Genomic DNA, 20,321 nt, shown 5'->3' with positions numbered 1-20,321 from the left:
GCGGCCGCAGCCGGCCGGCTCAATGGTCGTGTGCCACCGGCACCCGCGGCGCCAGCGCACACATCAGTTCGTAGCCGACCGTGCCCGCCGACTGGGCGATCTCGTCGATCGGCAGCACGCTGCCGTGCGGGCCGTGGCCCCACAACGTCACCTCGGTGCCGATGCCGGCGTGAGGCAGCGGCGTCAGGTCGACGGTGATCATGTCCATCGAGACCCGCCCGACCATGCGCGTGCGCACGCCGTCGACCAGCACCGGCGTGCCGGTGCTGCAGTGGCGCGGGTAGCCGTCGGCATAACCGCAGGCGACGATGCCGATGCGCAGCGGCGCGTCGGCCCGGAAGGTGCTGCCGTAGCCCACCGTGTCGCCCGGCTGCAGCAACTGCACGCCGATCAGCCGGGAGCGCAAGGTCAGCGTCGGCTGCAGGTCCCAGTCGGCGATGCTGCGGGCGGGGAAGTCCGGCGCCGAGCCGTAGCTCAGGATGCCGGGGCGCACCCAATCGCCGCGGACCTCGGGGCGGGTGGGCGCGAAACGCAGCGTCGCGGCGCTGTTGGCCAGCGAGCGTTCGCCGGGCAGCCCTTCGCACGCGGCCTCGAAGACGGCCACTTGCTGCTCGATGCCGCGGTCGCCGTCGGCGTCGGAGAAGTGCGTCATCAGCGAGATCTCGTCGACCTGCGTCAGTCCCGACAGGCGCATCCACGCCGCGCGAAAGGCGGCCGGCGTGAAGCCGAGCCGGTTCATGCCCGAATTGAGCTTCAGGAACACGCGGTGCGGCCAGGTCGTCTTGTGGGTGGCAAGCCAGTCGATCTGCTCGTCGCAATGCACCACGTGCCAGAGGTTGAGCCGCGAACAGAGCTCGAGGTCGCGTGCCTCGAAGCAGCCTTCGAGCAACAGGACGGGGCCGCGCCAGCCGAGCGAGCGCACCCGTTCGGCCTCGGCCAGGTCCAGCAGCGCAAAGCCGTCGGCCCCCTGCAGCCCGGGGTAGGCACGCTCTATGCCGTGGCCGTAGGCATTGGCCTTGACCACCGCCCAGACCTTGGCATCGGGCGCGGCAGCACGTGCGCGGCGCAGGTTGTGCGCCAGGGCTTCGGTGTGGACGACGGCTTGGATCGGGCGGGGCATGGAGCGATTCTGCCAGCCGGCTCCCGGGTGCACGCGGGGGCCGGCGCGGCCCGGAACGGTGGGGTCAGCGTGCTATAAACCCGGGCGCGCCGCACGGGCCACGTGCCGCCACCGGCGCACCCGAGAGACGTCCAGGGCCCCACGAACGCCGAGAGAAGCCGCTTGCTGCAGTGACTGAATGAAAAAAGGCTTCTACACCATCATGTCGGCGCAGTTCTTCAGCTCGCTGGCTGACAACGCGCTGTTCGTCGCGGCGGTGGAGTTGCTTCGGACCTCCGGCACGGCTGAATGGCAGCGTGCCGCGCTGGTGCCGATGTTCGCGCTGTTCTACGTGGTGCTGGCCCCCTTCGTCGGGGCGTTCGCCGACTTCATCCCCAAGGGCAAGGTCATGTTCATCTCGAACACGATCAAGGTGGTCGGCTGCCTGATGATGCTGTTCGGCACCCACCCGCTGATGTCCTACGCGATCGTCGGGCTCGGCGCGGCGGCCTATTCGCCGGCGAAATACGGCATCCTGACCGAGCTGTTGCCGCCGTCGCAACTGGTCAAGGCCAATGGCTGGATCGAAGGGCTGACGATCGCTTCGATCATTCTCGGCGTGCTGCTCGGCGGGCAACTGGTCGGGCCGATGATCGCGCCGCACCTGCTGGCGATCGACCTGCCGGGCGTCGATCTCGGCATCGCCTCGGCCCCCGAAGCCGCCATCGCATCCATCATCCTGCTGTACATCGCGGCGGCCGTCTTCAACCTCTACATTCCGCGCACCGAAGCGCCGCTGCAGCCGCTGCCCGGCACGCTGATCGAGATGGTGCGGGACTTCCGCACCTGCAACCGCCGGCTCTGGCGCGACAAGCTGGGCCAGATCTCGCTGGCGACCACCACGCTGTTCTGGGGCGTGTCCGGCAACCTGCGCTACATCGTGCTGGCCTGGGCGGCCGCGGCGCTCGGCTACGGCACCACGCAGGCCTCGGCACTGGTCGGGGTGGTGGCCGTGGGCACGGCGGTCGGTGCGGTGGTGGCGTCGGTGCACATGCGGCTGGACGTCGCCACACGGGTGATCCCGCTCGGCATCGCGATGGGCGTGCTGGTCATTGCGCTCAACTTCATCTCGAACGCCTGGGTGGCCGCACCTTTCCTGATCCTGCTCGGCGGGCTGGGCGGCTACCTGGTGGTGCCGATGAATGCGCTGCTGCAGCACCGCGGGCACAACCTGATGGGCGCCGGCCGCTCGATCGCCGTGCAGAACTTCAACGAGCAGGCCTGCATCCTGGGACTCGGCGCGTTCTATACCGCGATGACGAAGTTCGGCATGTCGGCCTTCGGCGCCATCACGATCTTCGGACTGGTGGTCGCCGCCACCATGTGGCTGATCAAGCGCTGGCACGAGAACAACCTGCGTCGGCATGCCGACGAGGTCGAGCAACTGCTCGTGCTCGCGCGCAGCGACCATCACTGAACGCCCGGCTCGCGCACAATCGCGCGATGTCCTTCGCACGCTCGCCCTGGCCCGTTCCCGCGCTGCTGCTCAACGCCTTCGTCTGGGGGCTGTCGTGGTGGCCATTGCGGGCTTTGCAGGGTCACGGGCTGCACCCGCTGTGGACCACGGTGATCGTCTACCTGCTTGCCGTGCTGGCGTTGCTGGCCTGGCGGCCGCAGGGTTTGCGGCAGTTGCTCGCGCAACCGCAGCTGTGGATCCTGGCCGTCGCCTCGGGGACCACCAACGCCGCCTTCAACTGGGCCGTCAGCATCGGCGAGGTGGTGCGCGTGGTGCTGCTGTTCTACCTGATGCCCCTGTGGTCGGTGCTGCTGGCGCGCGTGCTGCTGCACGAGCGCTTCACGGCGAGCGGGGTGTTCCGCATCGGTCTGGCGCTGGCCGGCGCGGCGGTGGTGCTCAAGCCCGAGGGCGTGCCGTTCCCGCTGCCCAGCGGCCGGGCCGACTGGCTGGCGCTGCTCGGCGGCTTTGCGTTCGCGCTCAACAGCGTGATGCTGCGGCGGCTCGGGTCCCGCACCCGCGAGGAAGGGCGGGCGGTGGCGATGCTGTTCGGCTGCGTGGTGATTGCCGGCAGCCTGGCGGTGGGGCTCGGCCCCGAGCGCGGCATCGCGTGGCCGCCGGCGCCGCAGGCGGCCTGGGTGGCCTTGGCCATCGGGCTGGCGCTGGCGTTCATGTGTTCGAACATGGCCTACCAGTTCGGGGCGGCACGGCTGCCGGCGAACGTCACGGCTGTCGTGATGCTGACCGAGGTGGTGTTCGCGTCGGTGTCGTCGGTGGCCTGGGGGGGTGAGATGCTGACGGCGCAGACGCTGGCCGGCGGCGGGCTGATCGTGGCCGCCGCGTTGCTAGCCGCGCTCGGCCCGGCGCGCTGGGGTCAAGCCGAGACCAGCCGCCGCACCTCGGCCAGCAACTCGTCGTCGGCATAGGGTTTGGTCAGGAACACGTCGACGCCGGCTTCCTCGGCGCTCTTGAGGTGCTTGTTCGTCGCGCGCGAGGTGATCATCACCACCGGCATGTCCTTCCACAGGCGCGACTCGCGCAGCCGGCGGGTCAGCTCCAGGCCGTTGAGGTTGGGCATCTCCAGGTCGGTCAGCACGACGTCGGCCTTGCGGCGGATCAGCGCGTCGAGCGCGTCGAAGCCGTCGCGGGCGGTGCTGACCTCGTAGCCGGCGTCCTGCAGCAACTGCGACAGCGTCTGGCGCACCGAGATGGCGTCGTCGACCACCAGCGCGTGCTTGCGCTCGATTTTCATGCGGCGGCGCAGCTGGGCGGACGCCTCACGCCGCATCGGCGAGCTGGAGGCGTGCTCCAGCGCTTCGATGTCGAGCAGCAGCAGCAGCCGGCCGTCGGGCCGGAAGGCGCCCCCGGCGACACCGCGCACGCGACGCAGCAGCCGGCCGATGTCTTGCAGGATCAGGTCGCGCGAATCGACGATGCGGTCCACTTCCAGCGCCACTTCGCCATGCGCGCCGCGGGCGATCACGACGGGACGCACGCTGCCGCCGGTGTCGCCCGACGGCAGGCCCAGCCACGCCGCCAGCTTCTGGTAGGGCAGCTCGCGCCCGGCGTAGCGGAACACGGTGCCGCCCGGCGTGACGGCCACGGTGCCCTGGCCCGCCGCCAGCGCCAGCACGACCGCATCGCTCGGCAGCGCGTAGAGCTGTTCCTCGACCTGCACCAGCAGCGCGTGCTGCAGCCCGGTGGTCGCGGGCACCTGCAGCGTGAAGGTGGTGCCGGCGAGGGCTTCGGTGGCGATGTCGATGCGGCCTTTCATGCCGCGAAGACGGTCGGCGACCACGTCCATGCCGACGCCGCGACCGGAGATTTCGGTCACTTCGGGCTTGGTCGAGAACCCGGGCAGCAGGATCAGCCGCGCCAGCTCGGCAGCGCCGATCTCGGTGCTGCGTTCCAGCAGCCCCAGCTCGACCGCGCGCTCGTGGATCGCGCTCAGGTCGAGGCCGCGGCCATCGTCGCGGCACTCGACGCGGATCAACTGGCTCTCGCGCGTGAAGCGCAGTTGCACGACGCCGGTGCGCGGCTTGCCGAAGGCGGCACGTTCTTCCGGCGGCTCGATGCCGTGGTCGACCGCGTTGCGCAGCAGGTGCAGCAGCGGCTCGGTCAGGCGGTCCAGCACGTCGGTGTCGATCTGCACGTGCTCGCCTTCGATTTCCAGGCGCACGTCCTTGGCCGTTGCGGCGGCGGTCTGGGTCACGTTGCGACGCAGCCGGGCCACCACCTGCCGCACCGACACCAGCCGCGCACCGAGCAGCTCGCGGTGCTGCTCGACCAGTTCCTGCCCCTGCTTGCGCAGGGCTTGCGCGGCGAGCTGCGCTTCAGTGCGCGCGGCCCTGGCGTGCTCGATCTCGTCGGCGACGGTTTCGCTGGCAAACCGCGACAGCGATTGCAGTTCGCTGTAGCGGTCCATCTCGAGCGGATCGAAGCGCGAGCCCTGCGTCTGCGCCTGGGCCTGCAGCGTGACGCCCTGGCGGTCGATCGCGATCTCCAGGTCGCGCAGGCGGTCGCGCAACTGGCGGTTGCTCGATTCGAGCTGGCCCAGCCGTTCCTCGATGCGACGCATGTGCTCTTCGAGCCGGCCGTGGTGCACCAAGCCCTGGTTGGCCCGGCGCACCAGCCGGTCGAGACGGTCGACGCCGATGCGCAGGGTCGGCATGGCGGCGTTCGCCGGGGCGGTGGCGCGGTCGGACGCGGGCCGGGGTTCGGGCGTTGCAGGCCGTTCGGCCGGCGTCTCGGGCGCGCCCAGTGCGGCCGGCAGGGTCTGCAAGGTCAGCGTGTCGACCGTGCCCTGCTCGATCGCGCGCACCCAGTCGCCCAGGCGTTCCAGCCACGCGAGGCCGTCTTCCGGCGCGACCTCTTCGCCGCGCAGCGCATAGACCATCTGGTCGAGGCAGGCGACCGCCTGTTCGAGGTCGCGGGCGAGCGCCAGCGGAATCTCGCCGCGCCGGGCCACGGCGTGGTCCAGTACGTCCTCGATGCGGTGTGCCAGCCGGCCGATGCCGCGGATGCCGACGATGTTGCCGCTGCCCTTGAAGGTGTGTGCCGCGCGCCGCGCTTCCTGCAGCGCGGCGAGTTCGGCACGGCCTTCGGCCAGCGCCCGCACCGCGTTGCCCAAGGTTTCGAGCTGGCCGGGCGCGTCGTTCAGGAAGGCGTCGAACAAGGCCGGGTCGACGTCGTCGGGCACGTCCAGCGAGATGTCCTCGTCCGACAAGGGCACCAGGCTGGTCGCCGGCGCGGTCGTGGTCTGCAGTTCGGGCGGTAGCACCGGCGGCTGGCGCAGCAGTTCGAGCAGCTGGTCGAGCTGTTCGCCGGTCAGCGCGGCGGGGCTGGCCCCGAGGTAGAGCGCCAGGTCCTTCACGGCGCCGTCTTCGGCCGGGCGGTCGAGGTAGCCACCCATCGGCGGCTGCCAGCCGGCAAGCCAGCCGAGCACGATGCTCGACTCGTCGCCCTCGAGCTCGGCACCGAGCTGCGCGGTGTCGCGCAGCAGATCGAACACGATCGCTGCACCTTCCAGCCCGACCAGCCGGCTTGCCTGCGCCAGCCGGCCGAACAGCGTGCCGGCGGTCTCGGCCTGGCGCGGCCCGCTGCCCGGCTCGCTGAGCCATTGCATCAGCGCCGCATCGATCTCGGGGGCGGCGAGGCTGAATTCCTCTTGCAGCACCTGCAGCAACTGGTCGAGCTGGGTCATTGGCCGCTCCCTGCAGCGTTGCCGTGTCGGGGGCGGGGCATCACGGGGTCTCGTCCTTTGGCGCGTGCGCCGTTTCGTGAGTGGGCTGCGGCAGCTTGAACTGGCCGACCGATTCCGACAGCCGCTGCGCGAACTCCACCAACGTGGCCGTCGACTCGGTCTGCTGCTCGATCGCGAGGATGGTCTGCGTCGAGCCGCGGTTGAGCTGCTCGACGCCCAGGCGCAGGTCGCGCGCCAGCGTGGCCTGCTGTTCCGAGAATGCGGCGATCTGGCGTACCAGGTTGATCAGCTGCACCGTGGCCTCGCGCGTCGCGGCCATCTGCGCGCCAGCGTGCCGGGCCTGCTCGGACTGCCGCACCACCTGCGAAATCAGCCGGTTCACCGTCAGCAGCGTGTCGCCGGTTTCGACCTGGATGCTTTGCACCAGCTGCGCGATCTGTGCCGTGGCCTGACGCGCCGACTCCGACAGCCGCTGTACTTCTTCCGCCACCATCGCGAAGCCGCGCCCGGCCTCGCCCGCGGCGGCGGCCTGCATCGACGCGTTGAGCGCGAGCACATGGGTGCGCTCGGAAATCGCGGTGATCAGGTTGACGACGGTGGAGATCTCCTGGCTGCGCTCGCCCAGCCGCTTGAAGCGCTTTTCCATCTCGGCGATCGACTCGCGCAGCAGGTCCATGCCGTGCACCGTGTCCTGCACCGCGCCGAGCGCGGCCTCGGTGGCGCCCGACGCGTGTTCGGCGGCCTCGCTGCTGTTCTGCGACAGCGCGGCCACCTGCGCCAGCTGGTAGGTCGCCTGGTTCAGGTTCGAGGCCATGGCCTCCAGCGCGGCGCGTTCCTGTTGGGCCGTGTCGTCGACGCGCACCGCCTGCTCGCCGACGAACTCGCAGGCCACGCGCACCTGCTCGGCGATCTGCTGCACTTCGGCCAGCGTGGTGCTCATCTCGTCGCCGAGCTGGTTGATCGACGACGACAGCGTGCCGATGATGTCCTCGGTCACCTCGGCGCGTGCGGCGAGGTCCTTGTTGGACATCTGGAACACCGTCTGCAACAGGTTGACGACCGACTGGTTCAGCGACTCGTTCTCGCGCGCCACGTGGTGCAGTTGTGCCAGGCGGCCGTCGAGCAGCTGGTCGAGCGCATGGCCCGCCTCGCCCAGTTCGTCACGTGGGGGCAACTGCGTGCGGGCCTGCATGTCGCCGCGCGCCAGCCGTGCCAGCGTGGTTTGCAGCAGCCCCAGCGGCTGCAGCCAGCGGCGCGCGAGCACGGCCATCAGTGCGGCGCCGAGCAGCATCGCGGCCACCGCCGCCAGCAGCGCCCGTCCGGCCAGCCCCTGCATCAGCGCCTGCACGGCGTCCTGCTGACGCGCCTGCGTCGACACCACGACCCAACGCAAGCCGTCGATGCCCAACGGTGCATAGGCGGCCAGCACGGCCTGCTCGTCGCCGCCCTGGTAGAGCGCAGCGCCGGTCTGCCCGGCGAGTGCCGCGTCGACGGCCGGCGAGTCGGCCGACAGCAGCGTGACGCCGCTGCTGCGGTGCTGCGCCAGGGCTTTGGTTTCGGTCGCCAGGCCAGGGTGGGCGTCGAGGTAGGCGGCCGGGTTCGCCCGCAGGGTGCGCGGGTCGCTGCGCAGGCGCTTGTCGGCGCCGACGAGATAGATGTCGGGCGCCGGCGCGGGAGGGCCGGCGGAGGGGGCGACCGGCGCCAGCAACGGAGCCGTCAGCCGTTCGATGCCGGCGCGCCACGCGATCACGCCGATCTGCATCTCGCCGTCGAACACCGGCGCTGCCGCAAACACCACCACGCGATTGGCGGCCGGCAGGTAGGGCGCGGCGTCCGACAGCGCCACATCGCCTGCCGTCTTGGCGCGGCGCACCCGCGCATAGGCCTCGGCCAGCGGGGTGCCGACCGCGATGCCTTCGCTGAGGCTGGTGGCGAAGTCGAGGTCCTTCGCGACGCTGTAGACAATCAGGTCGGTCTCGCCGTCGACGAGCAGCAGGTCCTGCAGGTCGAACTGGTCCTGCGCGAGGTCGAAGGCCCGGTGGTGCTGCAAGTGCGCCTGGGAGTAGGGCGACGGCGTTTCGGCGACCAGCATCTGCTGCTTGCGTCCGGGCGGTTGCGGGTTGCGCACGATGAAGGCCTGCTGCAATTGCGCACTGAGCAGCGAGCGGGCGTTGATCAGCTTGGTCAGGTCGGGCAGCTTGTCGACGTTGTGCCGGGCCCATTCGGGCTCGAACTGCTGAGGCAGCCAGCCCAGCATTTCCTCGCGCAGGGCCGGCGTGCCGGCGCCCGGCGGTGCGCTGTCGCGCATCGCCGTGGTCGCGGCCTTGAACTGCTTCAAGGCCTCGACCGTGCCCGGCTGCGCGGCCAGCGTGCGCAGCGCGGCGAGCCGGTAGGCGACTTCCTGCCGCACGGCCTGGGCCTGCAGGTCACGCTGTGCGACGAGCTGTTGCAGCAGGCGCTCGTCGGCGCGGGCGCCGGCCACGTCGCGAGCGCCAAGCCCCAGCACGACGGCCGCGACCACCGCCCCCAGCAGGCCCAGCCCCCCGCCGGCCAGCAGCAGTTTCTGGCGCATGTTCATCGGTGATTCCCTCGTTGTTGTTCTGGGGTCAGGCCAGTGCAAGCTCGGCCGACAGCGCCTCCAGCAGCGCCGGGGCATCGACCAGCGCCCAGCGCCGGCTGCCGCCGTCGGAGGCCGCGCCGGTGATGAACTCGGCCAGGGCCGGCGGCGTGGCCGGCGCCGGCAGGTCGGCCTGGGGGCGGGCCATCGCCGGCAGCCCGCTGAAGACGATGCCCGCCGCGTCCTCACCTTCGCCGCCCACCAGCAGCAAGCGGGCGGCGCCGGGGACGGCCTGGGCCGCCGGGTCGAGGTACAGCGCCAGATCGAGCACCGGCACCACCTTGCCGTCGACGTTGGCGGCGCCGAGCAGCCACGGCGGTGCGTGCGGCACCTCGGACAGTTCGAATTCCTCGACGATGCTGCGCGCCCAGCTGAACGGAAAGGCCAGCGCCCAGGGGCCGCATTGCACGGCCTGGGCCAGCGGGCCGGAGTCGGCCGATCGCTCGTCGGCGGAAAGGCTGGAAGGGGCGGTCGGCTGGGCGGCGGGGTCCACTGCGTCGGTCCGGCGTTTTGGGTGGTACGCAGTGTAGGGTCAACCGCCTTGCAATGCGCTCCCGCCGTGCGCCGGTGCCGCGTTCAGCGGTCGGCGCTGTGCTGCGTGGTCGTCGCGACGCCGGCGACCGTGCTTTCGAAGCCGCGCTGGAACACCGCGTCGTGCTCGCCGATCACGCGCACCAGTTCGTCCTCGACCAGCGGCTTGGTCAGGTAGGCGTCGCAGCCGGCCAGCGTGCCGCGGATCTTGTCGACCGCGCTGGCGCGGCTGGTCAGCATCACGACGACCGGCGTGCGCCGCCCGGGCGGACAAGGCGCGCGCTTGATGCTCTTGCAGGCCTGGTAGCCGTCCATGCCCTGCATCATCACGTCGAGGAACACGAACTCGAATTGCCGCTCGAGCAGCCGTTCCAGGGCTTCTTCGCCGCTGCGCGCGAGGTGGACCTTGAAGCCGAAGCGGCGCAGGCGCGTCTGCATGAAGCGCAGCGCGACGTCGCTGTCGTCGACGACCAGGATGTGGTCGAACTTCTGGTCGCCTTCGATCAGCACCGAATTGCTGAAGGTGCTGCTGTCGCGGAAGTCGGTCACGCCCGACGGGCGGGGCGCCGGCGCGCGCACGACGGGCGACGCTGCGGTCACCGGCACTTCCGGCGCCGGCACGCGGATCTGCTCGCCGCCGCCTTGGCCGGCCAGCTGGTCGAGCTGGCGCAGCAGCAGCATCAGGTTGATCGGCCGTGGCATTTGCGCTGCGGCCCCCTGCGCCGGGCGCGAGCCGATGCAGACCGACTGTTGCAGCCGGCCGACACCTTGCACCGCTTCGAGCGCTTCGAGCTGGTCGGAGTCGGTCACCACGAAGTCGGCCTGCTGCAGCTCGGTGACGTATTCGTACGCGGGCGCACGACGTGCGGCCAGCCGGAAGAACGACTCGAAGGTCGCCTTCTCGAAAGCGCTGAAACCCTGGACGGCCACCCGGTAACGGATGCTCATGAAGCTTGCTCCTGCGGCGAGAGACGAGGCGCGCCGCGTCGGGAAAAACGTAACAGCATGTTCAGGGCATGGCGAGGGCAACGTCAAGCCCACACCTCGGGGGTGGCGTGCGGTGAGCGGCTCTCGGCACTCGACGCGGGCGTGTCCGGGGACTCGGGAAGCGCCTTAACATCGCCGGCACCGAGACCCACGGAGGAGCTATCCATGCCCAGCGTCTACGATTTCGAAGCCACCGGCATCGACGGCAAGCCGGTGGCCCTGGCCGACCATCGCGGCAAGGTGCTGCTGATCGTCAACACGGCCAGCCAATGTGGCTTCACCCCGCAGTTCACCGGGCTCGAGCAGCTGTGGGAGGGGTATCGCGAGCGCGGCCTGGTCGTGCTCGGCTTCCCGTGCAACCAGTTCGGCCACCAGGACCCTGGCAGCGAGGCCGAGATCTCGTCGTTCTGCTCGCTGAACTACGGCGTCAGCTTCCCGATGATGAGCAAGATCGAGGTCAACGGCCCGCAGGCGCACCCGCTGTACCGCTGGCTGACCGAGGAAGCGCCCGGCCTGCTCGGCACCAAGGCCATCAAGTGGAACTTCACGAAGTTTCTGGTCGGTCGCGACGGGCGCGTGCTGAAGCGCTATGCGCCGACCGACAAGCCGGAGTCGATGCAGGCGGACATCGAGCGGGCGCTCGCGTCCTGAGCGGTCTGGGTCATTTCATCGCCACCATGCCCAGCCGCGCGCGTATGCGCGACAGCGCCACGTTAGTGATGCCCAGATAGCTCGCCACGTGGTGCAGTGCGATGCGCGGCACCAGGTCGCCGTATTCCTGCAGAAAGGCCTGGTAGCGCTGCGTGGCGTCGAGCAGCAGCAATTCCGCCTCGCGCGTCGCCTGGCGCGACAGCAGGCTGCCGAGGCCGTCGTCCAGCACGGCGCGCGCGTCCGGCAGGTCGGCGAGGCAGGCGCTCAGGTCGGCATAAGGCATCTCCACCACCTCGGTGGCTTCCAGCGCCTCGATGGTGAACGGGCTCGTGCTGGGGCGGGGCGGTGCGCCGCAGCCCACCCAGGCGCCTTCGGCCTGAAAGGAGCGGTTGCGCTCGGTGCCGTCGTCGCCGAGGTAATAGCAGCGCAACAGCCCTTGCCGCACCATCCAGACGTGTTCGGCGGTCTCGCCCTGGCGCAGCAGTGCGGCGCCGGCCGCCAGCCGGCGCCGCGGCAGCAGCGCCCAGCGGCGCGCGGCTTCGGGCGATGCCGCGATCAGGGCGTCGAATTCCGGCTGGCAGGCCAGGCAGCTGCGGTTGCGGTCCGATCGGGCCATGGAGTTAACCGGGGTTAATGCGCCAAGGGGCGGCCCTGCTCACCATACGCGGCATCGCTTGATGCATCGCATGGAGGAGGATCAATGAACGCGCAGCATACGCGCCCTCGCTGGAACGGGGCGCATCTCGGCCTGCTGGCGGGTCTGTCGGCCTGGCTGGTCACGGCACATCTGGCCGGCTGGCCGCTCGGCCTCGCCGCGCTCATCGCCACCGCCGGCACGCTGGCCTGGCTGGCAGGGGCCGAGTGGCTGTGGCCTCACCGCGACGAGTGGGTGCCTTCCCGAGCCGACCTGCGCCGTGACGGCGCATGGTTCCTGGCGGCGGCCGTGGCCGACAGTGGCGCCAAGTGGCTTGTGCGCGGCGCCGCGTTGTGGCTCGGCCCCTGGCTGGCGGCGCCTGTCTTCGTGCAGGACTGGCCGTTGTGGCTGGCCGTGCCGCTGGCGCTGGTGGTGGGCGAGTTCGGGGCGTACTGGCTGCACCGCGGGGAGCATGCCGGTGGCTGGTTGTGGCGGGTGCATGCCCTGCACCATGCACCGGCGGCCGTGAACCTCACCAACAACGTGACCATCCACCCGGTCAACGTGCTGATCGTCGACGTGGTGCGCGTGCTGCCTTTGCTGCTGCTCGGATTCTCCGCGGAGGCGGTCGTCTATGCGGGCGTGTATGCGCAGGCCCAGTCGTTCGCGACGCACGCCAACACGCCGGGGACGATGGGCTGGCTCAACTATGTGATCGGCACCGCGGAGCTGCACCGGCGCCATCACAGCGCGGTGGTGGCCGAGGCGCTCAACTTCGGCACCGCGGTGCCGCTGTGGGACCAGTTGTTCGGCACCTTCCGGTTTCGACGCACCGGTGAGCCGCGGCTGGTGGGCCTGTCGCAGCCGGCCGAGTATCCGTCGCTCGGCGACCTCAAGGGCTGGTGGCTCTATCCGTGGCGCCGTGCGCGAACGGCAGCATCGTCAGCGCCTGCGCCGGATAATCGCGGGTTCACACCCGAGGAGATCCCATGTTCCAGCACGTCGATCCGTACGCCGGCGACCCGATCCTGACCCTGAACGAGAACTTCCAGAAGGACCCGCGCCCGAACAAGATCAATCTGAGCATCGGGATCTACTTCGACGATGCCGGTCGCCTGCCGGTGATGAACGCGGTGCGCGAGGCGGAAGCCTCGCTGCTGGAGCACATCGGCCCGCGCCCCTACCAGCCGATGGAGGGCGCCGCCAACTACCGTCTGGCCGTGCAGCACCTGTTGTTCGGCGCCGGGCACGAGGCCGTCGAGAGCGGCCGCATCGCCACGCTGCAGACGATCGGCGGATCCGGCGGCCTGAAGGTCGGCGGCGACTTCCTGCACCGTTACTTCGGCGACTCGCAAGTCTGGGTCAGCGACCCGACCTGGGACAACCACCGGGCGATGTTCGAGGGCGCCGGTTTCCAGGTGCACACCTACCCGTACTACGACCCCGAGACCGGCGGCGTGAAGTTCGACGAGATGCTCGCGGCACTGAAGGGGCTGCCCGCCAAGAGCATCGTGCTGCTGCACGCGTGCTGCCACAACCCGACCGGCGTCGACCTGTCGCAGCAGCAGTGGGCCGAGCTGATCCCCGTGATCCGCGAGCGCGAGCTGCTGCCGTACGTCGACATCGCCTACCAGGGCTTCGGCGACGGCATCGAGGAAGACGCATTCGCCATCCGTGCGCTGGCCGATGCCGGCGTCAGCTTCTTCGTCGCCAGCTCGTTCTCGAAGAGTTTCTCGATCTATGGCGAGCGCTGCGGCGGCCTGAGCGTCGTCTGCCCCGATGCCGCGCAGGCGGCGCTGGTGCTGGGCCAGCTGAAGGCCGCGGTACGGCGCAACTATTCCAGCCCCCCGACACACGGCGGGCAGGTGGTGGCCAAGGTGCTGACGACGCCGGCGCTGTACGAGCGCTGGGCGGCCGAGCTGGGCGGCATGCGTGAGCGCATCAAGGCAATGCGCTCCAAGCTGCATGCCGTGTTGACGGCGAAGCTGCCGGGGCGGAACTTCGACTACTTCCTGACGCAGCGGGGCATGTTCAGCTATACCGGGCTGTCGCCCGAGCAGGTGGACCGGCTGCGTGAGGAGCATGGGGTGTATCTGGTGCGCTCCGGGCGCATGTGCGTGGCGGGGCTCAACGCGGGCAACGTGGAGGCCGTGGCGGTGGCGATGGCGGCGGTGCTGGCCTAGCCGCGCCGGGCGGGAGGCACCGCCTGCTTGCCGGGTGTGGCTGGGGCTCATGACGCGGCCGAGCTTGCCTGGTTTGTTGCTTGCTGGCTGTTGTTTTTGCTGCCTGTGGCGCTGTGCTCCATTGCGCTGCCGCGCCGGGAGTCCGCCCCGGCGGGCGGGTAACTTTGGTGCCCACTAACTTTGCTGCGCAAAGTAAGTGGCCCCCCCTTCGGAACATCTGCTGGCTCAGAAGAAAGTCACCAAAGAAGAGAGCCTGAATGCAACACCATGCACTCTGACCGTTGTGCTTCCTCCGCTCGGCCCAGCGGGCGGTCGATCCCTGCCGTATGGGCTAGAACCACCTGCTCGTCCAACATTACGGGTCCGCTGCGCGAGACCCTGGAAAAAATCAGGAACAGCCATGGCGATGCGTAGCGAGCCCGCAATGCTGAAAGCGGACGCTCAGGTCACCTGAGCACGCAGACTGGTCTTCGGTCCTGGTCTTCGGTCCGCTTCGGACCGAAACAACAGGTGTGCGGCTTCTCTAGCCAGCACGGCATTCACAGGCCGCCCGCCGGACCGAGTGCAAGAAGCACAACGGGCAGAGTGCATGGTGTTCTTCTTCAGGCCCTTTGCTTTGGTGACTTTCATTTGGGCCAACAAATGAAAGTTACCCGCCCGCCGGGGCGGACTCCCGGCACGGCAGTGCAATGGAGCACAGCGCCACGGGGAGCAAGCCAAGCAAGCCAAGCAAGCCAAGCAAGACGCAGCAGCGCAATGACAGGCCGGAGCGATCTCCTCAGCGCGTGCAGAGGGACCACCTCGAACCCCCCTTGCCAATCCCCATCCGGCCCGGGTAGCCTCACCCCCAATGCCTCTCTTCCTGCTTCACCGCACGGCCAGCCTGCTCGCCACCCTGCTGTTCGCGTCCATCGCGATCTTCGCGGTGATGGAAATCCTCCCCGGCAACGCCGCGCAGGTGATGCTGGGCGCCACGGCCACTCCCGAAGCGGTGGACGCGCTCGCCCAAAAGCTCGGCCTCGACCAGCCACCCGTCCCGCGCTATCTCGAGTGGGTCGCCGCACTCGCCACCGGCGACCTCGGCACCAGCTACGCCTACGACACGCCGATTGCGCAGCTCATCGCCGAACGCCTGGTCGTCACGCTGCCGCTGGCGGTGCTCGCGATGGCGCTCACCACCGTGCTGGCGCTCGCGCTCGGCCTGTATGCCGCGTCGCACCACAACCGGCTCGGCGACGTCGGCGTGATGGCCGCCAGCCAGGTGGGCATCGCGATTCCGAACTTCTGGTTTGCGATCCTGCTGATCCTGCTGTTCTCGGTGCAGCTGCAATGGTTCTCGGCCGGCGGCTTCCCGGGGTGGAGCGAAGAGGACGGCGGCGGCCCGTGGCCGGGGCTGAAGGCGCTGCTGCTGCCGGCCGTCGCGCTGGCGGTGGTGCAGGCGGCCATCCTCGCGCGCGTCACGCGCTCGGCGGTGCTGGACGTGATGCGCGAGGACTTCGTGCGCACGGCCCGCGCCAAGGGCCTGAGCCGTCGCGCCGTGCTGTGGAAGCATGTGCTGCGCAACGCGATGATCCCGGTCGTCACGATCATGGGGCTGCAGTTCGGCAACCTGCTCACCGGCACCATCGTCGTCGAGAACGTGTTCTACCTGCCGGGCCTCGGGCGGCTGGTGTTCCAGGCCATCGCCAACCGCGACGTCGTTGTCGTGCGCGACGTCATCATGCTGCTCGCGGCCGCGGTCGTGCTGATCAACTTCGCCGTCGATGTGCTCTACGCACTGATCGACCCGCGACTGCGCAGGCGGGCCGCATGAGCACCACCACCGCGACAGGCGCGACCGGGCTTGCCGTGCGTGCACGCCGGCATCCAGCCTTCATCACCGGGGCGGTGCTGGTGGTGCTGCTGCTGGGTGCGGCGGCGCTCTCGCTCGTGTGGACGCCCTATCCGCCGCACGAGATCGACATCCCGAACAAGCTGCAACTGCCATCGGGGCAGCACTGGCTGGGCACCGATAGCCTCGGGCGCGACGTCGGCACGCTGCTGCTGGTGGGCGCGCAGAACTCCATCCTCGTCGGCATCGTCGCGGTCGGCATCGGGCTGCTGTTCGGCGTGTCGCTGGGCGCGCTGGCGGCGGCGCGGCGCGGCTGGGTCGAGGAGATGGTGATGCGTCTGTCGGACTTCACCTTCGCCTTCCCGGCGCTGCTGACGGCGCTGATGCTGTCGGCCATCTACGGGCCGGGGCTGCTGACCTCCATCGTCGCGATCGGCATCTTCAACATCCCGGTGTTCGCACGTGTCACGCGCGCCTCGGCCAATGCCGTGTGGACGCGCGACTTCATCCTCGCTGCGCGCGCCTGCGGCAAGGGTGCCTGGCGCATCACGGTCGAGCATGTGCTGCCCAACATCGCGGCGGTGCTGATCGTGCAGGCGACCATCCAGTTCGCCACCGCGATCCTGGCCGAGGCGGCGCTGTCGTACCTGGGGCTCGGCACCCAACCGCCGCAGCCATCGTGGGGCCGCATGCTGAACGAAGCACAGACCCAGTTGTTCCAGGCGCCGCGGCTGGCGATCTTTCCCGGGGTGGCCATCGCGCTGTCGGTGCTCGGCCTGAACCTGATGGGCGACGGGCTGCGCGACCTGCTCGACCCCAGGCTGTCGAGGTCCCGGTGACGAGCGCGCCGCTGCTCGACGTGCACGACTTGCGCGTGACGCTGCCCACCGCGCGCGGGCCGGCCGAGGCCTTGCGCGGCATCTCCTTCACGTTGGAGCGCGGCGACACGCTCGGCGTGGTCGGTGAATCCGGCTGCGGCAAATCGATGCTGGCACTCGCGCTGATGGGCCTGCTGCCCGAAGGCGCCCGCCTCGACGGCAGGGTCGTGCTCGACGGACAGGTGTTGACGGGCCTCGACGAAGCCGCCATGTGCCGCGTGCGCGGCGACCGCCTCGCCATGGTGTTCCAGGAACCCATGACCGCGCTCAACCCGCTGCACACCATCGGGCGGCAGATCGCCGAGCCGCTGCGGCTGCACCGTGGGCTGGGGGCCGCCAGCGCGCGGGCCGAGGCGGGGCGCCTGCTGGAGCAGGTGCGTCTGCCGCAGGCCAGCCGCCGGCTCGACGCCTACCCGCACGAGCTCAGCGGCGGCCAGCGCCAGCGTGTCGTGATCGCGATGGCGCTGGCCTGCGACCCGGCGCTGCTGATCGCCGACGAGCCCACCACCGCGCTCGACGTGACGCTGCAGCGCGAGATCCTGCAGCTGATGGCCGAGCTGGTGCGCTCGCGCGGCATGGCGCTGATGCTGATCTCGCACGACCTGGCCGTGATCGCGCAGAACGTGCAGCGCGTGATGGTGATGTACGGTGGCGTGGCCGCCGAGGCCGGGCCGGTGCACGACGTGCTGCGTCGCCCGGCGCACCCTTACACGCGCGGGCTGCTGGCGGCACGCCCCCGGCTCGGGGCACCGCGTGCCGAGCGGCTGCAGACCATCGCCGGCCGCGTGCCCGAGCTGGCCGACCTGCCGGCGGGCTGCCCGTTCGCCGGGCGCTGCGGCTGGCACGTCGCAGCATGCGACACGCGGGTGCCGCCGGCGGCACCCGCGGCCCCTCAGCACGAGGTGCGCTGCCTCCGCTGGGCCGAGGTGGTGCAGGGCGCCTGAGCAGGGCACGCGGCTTGCCGCACCTGGGGCAGGGCGGTTCGTGGTGAGCCGCCCTTGCCGAAGTAGGAAGGAGTCCCTCATGCCCCATGCAGGAAGCCCGGCCGGCCCGGGCAGGCCGCGCCTCGAAGGCCGCGACGCCGCGAAGCACGGCGAACAGATCGACGAGACGCTCGGCACGTCCGACGGGCGGGTCAAGCGCACCGGCAACTTGTCCAGCCGTTCCCAGCCCTCGCCCCAGGTGGGCAACGAGCCGCTGCCCGGTGAGCCGACCCGCAGCGGGGAACGGCCGCAGCGCGGCTGAGCCGCAAGCGCGAAGCCGGTGACGCCGGCTCGCGTTGCCACCCGCCCCGGCGCGGGTTCTGCTGGATATCGTTGGCCAGCGCGCGGATTTGTCGGTCGTGATCGACGCACAATCGCCCGCACCCAGGTTTCAACGATGCCAGCCACCCATGGACTACCGACCGGTCCTCGAACAGATCCACGCCACCGTACAGCCGCTCCTCGACCAGGGGCGGGTCGCCAGCTACATCCCCGAACTCGCCGCCGTGCCGCTGCGGCAGTTCGGCATGGCCATCGTCACACTCGACGGCCGGGTTCATTCGGTCGGCGACGCCCAGGTCGCGTTCTCGATCCAGAGCATCTCCAAGCTGTTCGCCCTGGTGCTGGCGCTGCAGGCCGAGGGCGACGCGCTGTGGCAGCGGGTCGGTCGCGAGCCGTCGGGCACGCCGTTCAACTCGCTGGTGCAGCTGGAGAGCGAGGCCGGCAAGCCGCGCAACCCGTTCATCAACGCGGGGGCCTTGGTGGTCACCGACATCCTGTGCTCGCGCTATGCGGTGCCGGAAAACGTGGTCTCCGAGTCATTGCAGAAGCTGTCGGGGAACCCGACGCTCCACTACGACGCGCGGGTGGCCCGCTCCGAGCGGGCGCACTCCGACCGCAACGCCGCGATGGCGCATTTCGCCAAGAGTTTCGGCAACCTGCGCAACCCGGTCGACGCGGTGCTCGACGCCTACTGCCGCCACTGCGCCATCACGATGAACTGCGAGGACCTGGCGCGCGCGGTGCTGTTCCTGGCCAATCGCGGCGTCAACCCCCGCAACGGCGAGCGCGTGCTGAGCGCCAGCCTGTCCAAGCGCCTGAGTGCGCTGATGCTGACCTGCGGCACCTACGACGCAGCCGGGGACTTCGCCTTCCGCGTGGGCCTGCCCGCGAAGAGCGGGGTCGGCGGCGGCATCGTCGCGGTCATCCCGGACACCTGCGGCATCTGCGTCTGGTCGCCCGGGCTGGACGAGTCGGGCAACTCGCATGCGGGGTCGCTTGCGCTGGAGATGCTCACGACGCTGACGGGGCGCTCGATTTTCTGAAAGAGGGCTGTCGTGCGTCGTGTATCACCGGTCACTGCGGCTGGAAGCCGCTCTTGCGAATGATCTCGGCCCAGGTCTTCGCATAGGCGCGCTCGCGCGTAGCGAGCTGCTGCGAGTTCATGAATTCCACCGCGAGGCCCAGCGCCATGAGGCGTTCGCGCACCTCGGGCACGGCGATCGTCTTGGCCAGCGCCTGCGAAAACTCGTCGATCGCGGCCTTGGGCGTGCCGGCCGGTGCGAAGAAGCCGTAGTAGGGCAGGTCTTCAAGCCCGCCGATGCCCAGCTCCGCGAGCGTGGGGACGTCGGGCAGCGTCGGCTGGCGCTTGCCGCCCAGCACAGCCACCACGCGGATGCGCCCGTTCTTGTGGTTGTCGATGAAGTCGGGCACCGAGCCGACACCGGCGGCGATCTGGTTGCCCAGCATGTCGCCCATCATCGGCGCGCTGCCGCGGTAGGGTACGGGCACCAGATCGAGCTTGAAGGTTTGCGCCAGCACACCGACCAGGAACTCGGGCGTCGACGCCGGGGCCGGCACGCCGACCGTGCCCTTGCCGGCTTTCTGCGTGCGCACCCAGTCGACGTATTCGTTCAGGCTTTTGGCCGGCGTGCCGCCCGAGACGGCGAACGCATTGACGAAGCTCGCGAAGCCGGCCACCGGCGTGAAGTCCTTGGCCGGGTCGAAGCCCGGGTTCTTCGACACCAGCGGCAGGATCGAGATGGTGTGGTCGTGCGAGATGAAAAACGTGCGCCCGTCCGGCGCGGCCGCCTTCAGTTCGTGCGCGGCCAGTTGCCCGCCGGCACCTGGCTTGTTCTCGACGATGACCGGCCGGCCCAGCTCGTCTTTCAGCTTGTCGGCCAGCGTGCGCGCGATCGCGTCCGACCCGCCGCCGGCCGGAAACCCGACCAGGATGCGGATCGACGGCGCCTGAGCCCAGGCGGTAGAAGTGAGCGCAAACGCGGCGAGGCAGACAGCGCCGGCGACCAGCCGACGGGCGATTCGAAGCATAGGGCCTCCAGGGTAGGGAGCGGGGGAGACCGCAATGTAGTGCTTCCAGCCCAAGACGGTAAAGGGCGCGGCAGCCCCGCGTGTCCGGTCGCTGCCGGGGCAAAACAGGGATGGCCGTTCCGGAAAGTTTAGGTGGCCTAACGCAGCCGGGCGAATGAGGGAGCAGGGCTGCAAGCAAGGCTGGAGGCGGTTTCCCTCTGAGGAGGGGATGGATTTGGGCCGCGTGCTCGGATACGCTGCGGGTTACCTATTAAACGTTGATATGGCTTAACTCTGTCAACAGGGCGAGCCCGGCCCTCCGCGGACGCGGATGATGAACAGAAGCTCGATGCCGAACGGGGAACGCGACGGAGCCGGTTGCTGTTGCGACGGTTGATCAT

At 69.9% G+C, this 20,321-nt stretch carries 17 protein-coding genes; 10 read left to right on the top strand and 7 right to left on the bottom strand.

What is annotated here, in order from left to right:
- Positions 1-19 precede the first annotated feature (19 nt).
- On the bottom strand, positions 20-1,120 hold the full coding sequence (gene alr, locus M8A51_RS22510) for an alanine racemase (protein WP_251780788.1): 1,101 nt from the start codon (positions 1,118-1,120) through the stop codon (positions 20-22).
- A 178-nt stretch (positions 1,121-1,298) separates the two neighbouring features.
- Between alr and lplT the strand changes: the two genes are divergently transcribed.
- Positions 1,299-2,576 (top strand): lysophospholipid transporter LplT, encoded by a 1,278-nt coding sequence (lplT, locus tag M8A51_RS22505; RefSeq protein ID WP_251780787.1) that lies wholly within the window; start codon positions 1,299-1,301, stop codon positions 2,574-2,576.
- A gap of 26 nt (positions 2,577-2,602) precedes the next feature.
- The gene (locus M8A51_RS22500; protein WP_251780786.1) at positions 2,603-3,538 is read left to right on the top strand and encodes a DMT family transporter; all 936 of its coding nucleotides are present in this window, start codon (positions 2,603-2,605) and stop codon (positions 3,536-3,538) included.
- Here M8A51_RS22500 and M8A51_RS22495 read toward each other — a convergent pair.
- The 4 genes from M8A51_RS22495 to M8A51_RS22480 all read right to left on the bottom strand — a co-directional run bounded on the left by M8A51_RS22495 (position 3,487) and on the right by M8A51_RS22480 (position 10,411).
- The gene (locus M8A51_RS22495) at positions 3,487-6,315 is read right to left on the bottom strand and encodes a hybrid sensor histidine kinase/response regulator (RefSeq protein WP_251780785.1); all 2,829 of its coding nucleotides are present in this window, start codon (positions 6,313-6,315) and stop codon (positions 3,487-3,489) included. The genes M8A51_RS22500 and M8A51_RS22495 overlap by 52 nt on opposite strands.
- A gap of 40 nt (positions 6,316-6,355) precedes the next feature.
- On the bottom strand, positions 6,356-8,893 hold the full coding sequence (locus M8A51_RS22490; RefSeq protein WP_251780784.1) for a methyl-accepting chemotaxis protein: 2,538 nt from the start codon (positions 8,891-8,893) through the stop codon (positions 6,356-6,358).
- Between the two features lie 28 nt (positions 8,894-8,921).
- On the bottom strand, positions 8,922-9,425 hold the full coding sequence (locus M8A51_RS22485; protein WP_251780783.1) for a chemotaxis protein CheW: 504 nt from the start codon (positions 9,423-9,425) through the stop codon (positions 8,922-8,924).
- Positions 9,426-9,508: 83 nt separating this feature from the next.
- Positions 9,509-10,411, bottom strand: a complete 903-nt coding sequence (locus tag M8A51_RS22480; protein ID WP_251780782.1) for a response regulator — start codon at positions 10,409-10,411, stop codon at positions 9,509-9,511.
- Positions 10,412-10,615: 204 nt separating this feature from the next.
- On the opposite strand from M8A51_RS22480, the gene M8A51_RS22475 reads away from it, so the two are divergent.
- Entirely contained in the window at positions 10,616-11,101 is a 486-nt protein-coding gene (locus M8A51_RS22475; protein ID WP_251780781.1) for a glutathione peroxidase, read from the top strand.
- Positions 11,102-11,111: 10 nt separating this feature from the next.
- Here M8A51_RS22475 and M8A51_RS22470 read toward each other — a convergent pair whose 3' ends face one another.
- Positions 11,112-11,717 (bottom strand): Crp/Fnr family transcriptional regulator, encoded by a 606-nt coding sequence (locus M8A51_RS22470; RefSeq protein ID WP_251780780.1) that lies wholly within the window; start codon positions 11,715-11,717, stop codon positions 11,112-11,114.
- Between the two features lie 84 nt (positions 11,718-11,801).
- Here M8A51_RS22470 and M8A51_RS22465 point away from each other — a divergent pair, with 84 nt between their 5' ends.
- From M8A51_RS22465 to M8A51_RS22435, 7 genes are all read left to right on the top strand, one after another.
- The gene (locus M8A51_RS22465; RefSeq protein WP_251780779.1) at positions 11,802-12,767 is read left to right on the top strand and encodes a sterol desaturase family protein; all 966 of its coding nucleotides are present in this window, start codon (positions 11,802-11,804) and stop codon (positions 12,765-12,767) included.
- Complete coding sequence (locus M8A51_RS22460; RefSeq protein WP_251780778.1) at positions 12,725-13,918, top strand: amino acid aminotransferase; 1,194 nt, start codon at positions 12,725-12,727, stop codon at positions 13,916-13,918. Before M8A51_RS22465 ends, M8A51_RS22460 begins: the two co-directional genes overlap by 43 nt.
- A gap of 850 nt (positions 13,919-14,768) precedes the next feature.
- Positions 14,769-15,731 (top strand): ABC transporter permease, encoded by a 963-nt coding sequence (locus tag M8A51_RS22455; protein WP_251780777.1) that lies wholly within the window; start codon positions 14,769-14,771, stop codon positions 15,729-15,731.
- A complete protein-coding gene (locus M8A51_RS22450) occupies positions 15,728-16,588 on the top strand; it encodes an ABC transporter permease (RefSeq protein ID WP_251780776.1) in 861 nt (286 codons plus the stop codon). The genes M8A51_RS22455 and M8A51_RS22450 overlap by 4 nt, the downstream gene beginning before the upstream one ends.
- Positions 16,585-17,571, top strand: a complete 987-nt coding sequence (locus tag M8A51_RS22445) for an ABC transporter ATP-binding protein (RefSeq protein WP_251780775.1) — start codon at positions 16,585-16,587, stop codon at positions 17,569-17,571. The genes M8A51_RS22450 and M8A51_RS22445 overlap by 4 nt, the downstream gene beginning before the upstream one ends.
- Before the next feature lie 79 nt (positions 17,572-17,650).
- Positions 17,651-17,872 (top strand): hypothetical protein, encoded by a 222-nt coding sequence (locus M8A51_RS22440; RefSeq protein WP_251780774.1) that lies wholly within the window; start codon positions 17,651-17,653, stop codon positions 17,870-17,872.
- A 148-nt stretch (positions 17,873-18,020) separates the two neighbouring features.
- On the top strand, positions 18,021-18,935 hold the full coding sequence (locus M8A51_RS22435) for a glutaminase (protein ID WP_251780773.1): 915 nt from the start codon (positions 18,021-18,023) through the stop codon (positions 18,933-18,935).
- Positions 18,936-18,966: 31 nt separating this feature from the next.
- Here M8A51_RS22435 and M8A51_RS22430 read toward each other — a convergent pair whose 3' ends face one another.
- Complete coding sequence (locus M8A51_RS22430) at positions 18,967-19,941, bottom strand: Bug family tripartite tricarboxylate transporter substrate binding protein (protein ID WP_251780772.1); 975 nt, start codon at positions 19,939-19,941, stop codon at positions 18,967-18,969.
- Positions 19,942-20,321 lie beyond the last annotated feature (380 nt).

The sequence above is a fragment of the Caldimonas mangrovi genome (assembly GCF_023721835.1).
GTDB classification, from domain to species: domain Bacteria; phylum Pseudomonadota; class Gammaproteobacteria; order Burkholderiales; family Burkholderiaceae_C; genus Caldimonas; species Caldimonas mangrovi.
The sequence above is the reverse complement of the archived record's forward strand: the minus strand, read 5'-3'. Positions and strand labels throughout refer to the sequence as shown.

Excerpts from the sequence above, each read along its gene's own strand:
- alr (WP_251780788.1), bottom strand. The coding sequence starts at position 1,120 with ATGCCCCGCCCGATCCAAGCCGTCGTCCACACCGAAGCCCTGGCGCAC.
- lplT (WP_251780787.1), top strand. The coding sequence starts at position 1,299 with ATGAAAAAAGGCTTCTACACCATCATGTCGGCGCAGTTCTTCAGCTCG.
- M8A51_RS22500 (WP_251780786.1), top strand. The coding sequence starts at position 2,603 with ATGTCCTTCGCACGCTCGCCCTGGCCCGTTCCCGCGCTGCTGCTCAAC.
- M8A51_RS22495 (WP_251780785.1), bottom strand. The coding sequence starts at position 6,315 with ATGACCCAGCTCGACCAGTTGCTGCAGGTGCTGCAAGAGGAATTCAGC.
- M8A51_RS22490 (WP_251780784.1), bottom strand. The coding sequence starts at position 8,893 with ATGAACATGCGCCAGAAACTGCTGCTGGCCGGCGGGGGGCTGGGCCTG.
- M8A51_RS22480 (WP_251780782.1), bottom strand. The coding sequence starts at position 10,411 with ATGAGCATCCGTTACCGGGTGGCCGTCCAGGGTTTCAGCGCTTTCGAG.
- M8A51_RS22475 (WP_251780781.1), top strand. The coding sequence starts at position 10,616 with ATGCCCAGCGTCTACGATTTCGAAGCCACCGGCATCGACGGCAAGCCG.
- M8A51_RS22470 (WP_251780780.1), bottom strand. The coding sequence starts at position 11,717 with ATGGCCCGATCGGACCGCAACCGCAGCTGCCTGGCCTGCCAGCCGGAA.
- M8A51_RS22465 (WP_251780779.1), top strand. The coding sequence starts at position 11,802 with ATGAACGCGCAGCATACGCGCCCTCGCTGGAACGGGGCGCATCTCGGC.
- M8A51_RS22460 (WP_251780778.1), top strand. The coding sequence starts at position 12,725 with ATGTTCCAGCACGTCGATCCGTACGCCGGCGACCCGATCCTGACCCTG.
- M8A51_RS22455 (WP_251780777.1), top strand. The coding sequence starts at position 14,769 with ATGCCTCTCTTCCTGCTTCACCGCACGGCCAGCCTGCTCGCCACCCTG.
- M8A51_RS22450 (WP_251780776.1), top strand. The coding sequence starts at position 15,728 with ATGAGCACCACCACCGCGACAGGCGCGACCGGGCTTGCCGTGCGTGCA.
- M8A51_RS22440 (WP_251780774.1), top strand. The coding sequence starts at position 17,651 with ATGCCCCATGCAGGAAGCCCGGCCGGCCCGGGCAGGCCGCGCCTCGAA.
- M8A51_RS22435 (WP_251780773.1), top strand. The coding sequence starts at position 18,021 with ATGGACTACCGACCGGTCCTCGAACAGATCCACGCCACCGTACAGCCG.
- M8A51_RS22430 (WP_251780772.1), bottom strand. The coding sequence starts at position 19,941 with ATGCTTCGAATCGCCCGTCGGCTGGTCGCCGGCGCTGTCTGCCTCGCC.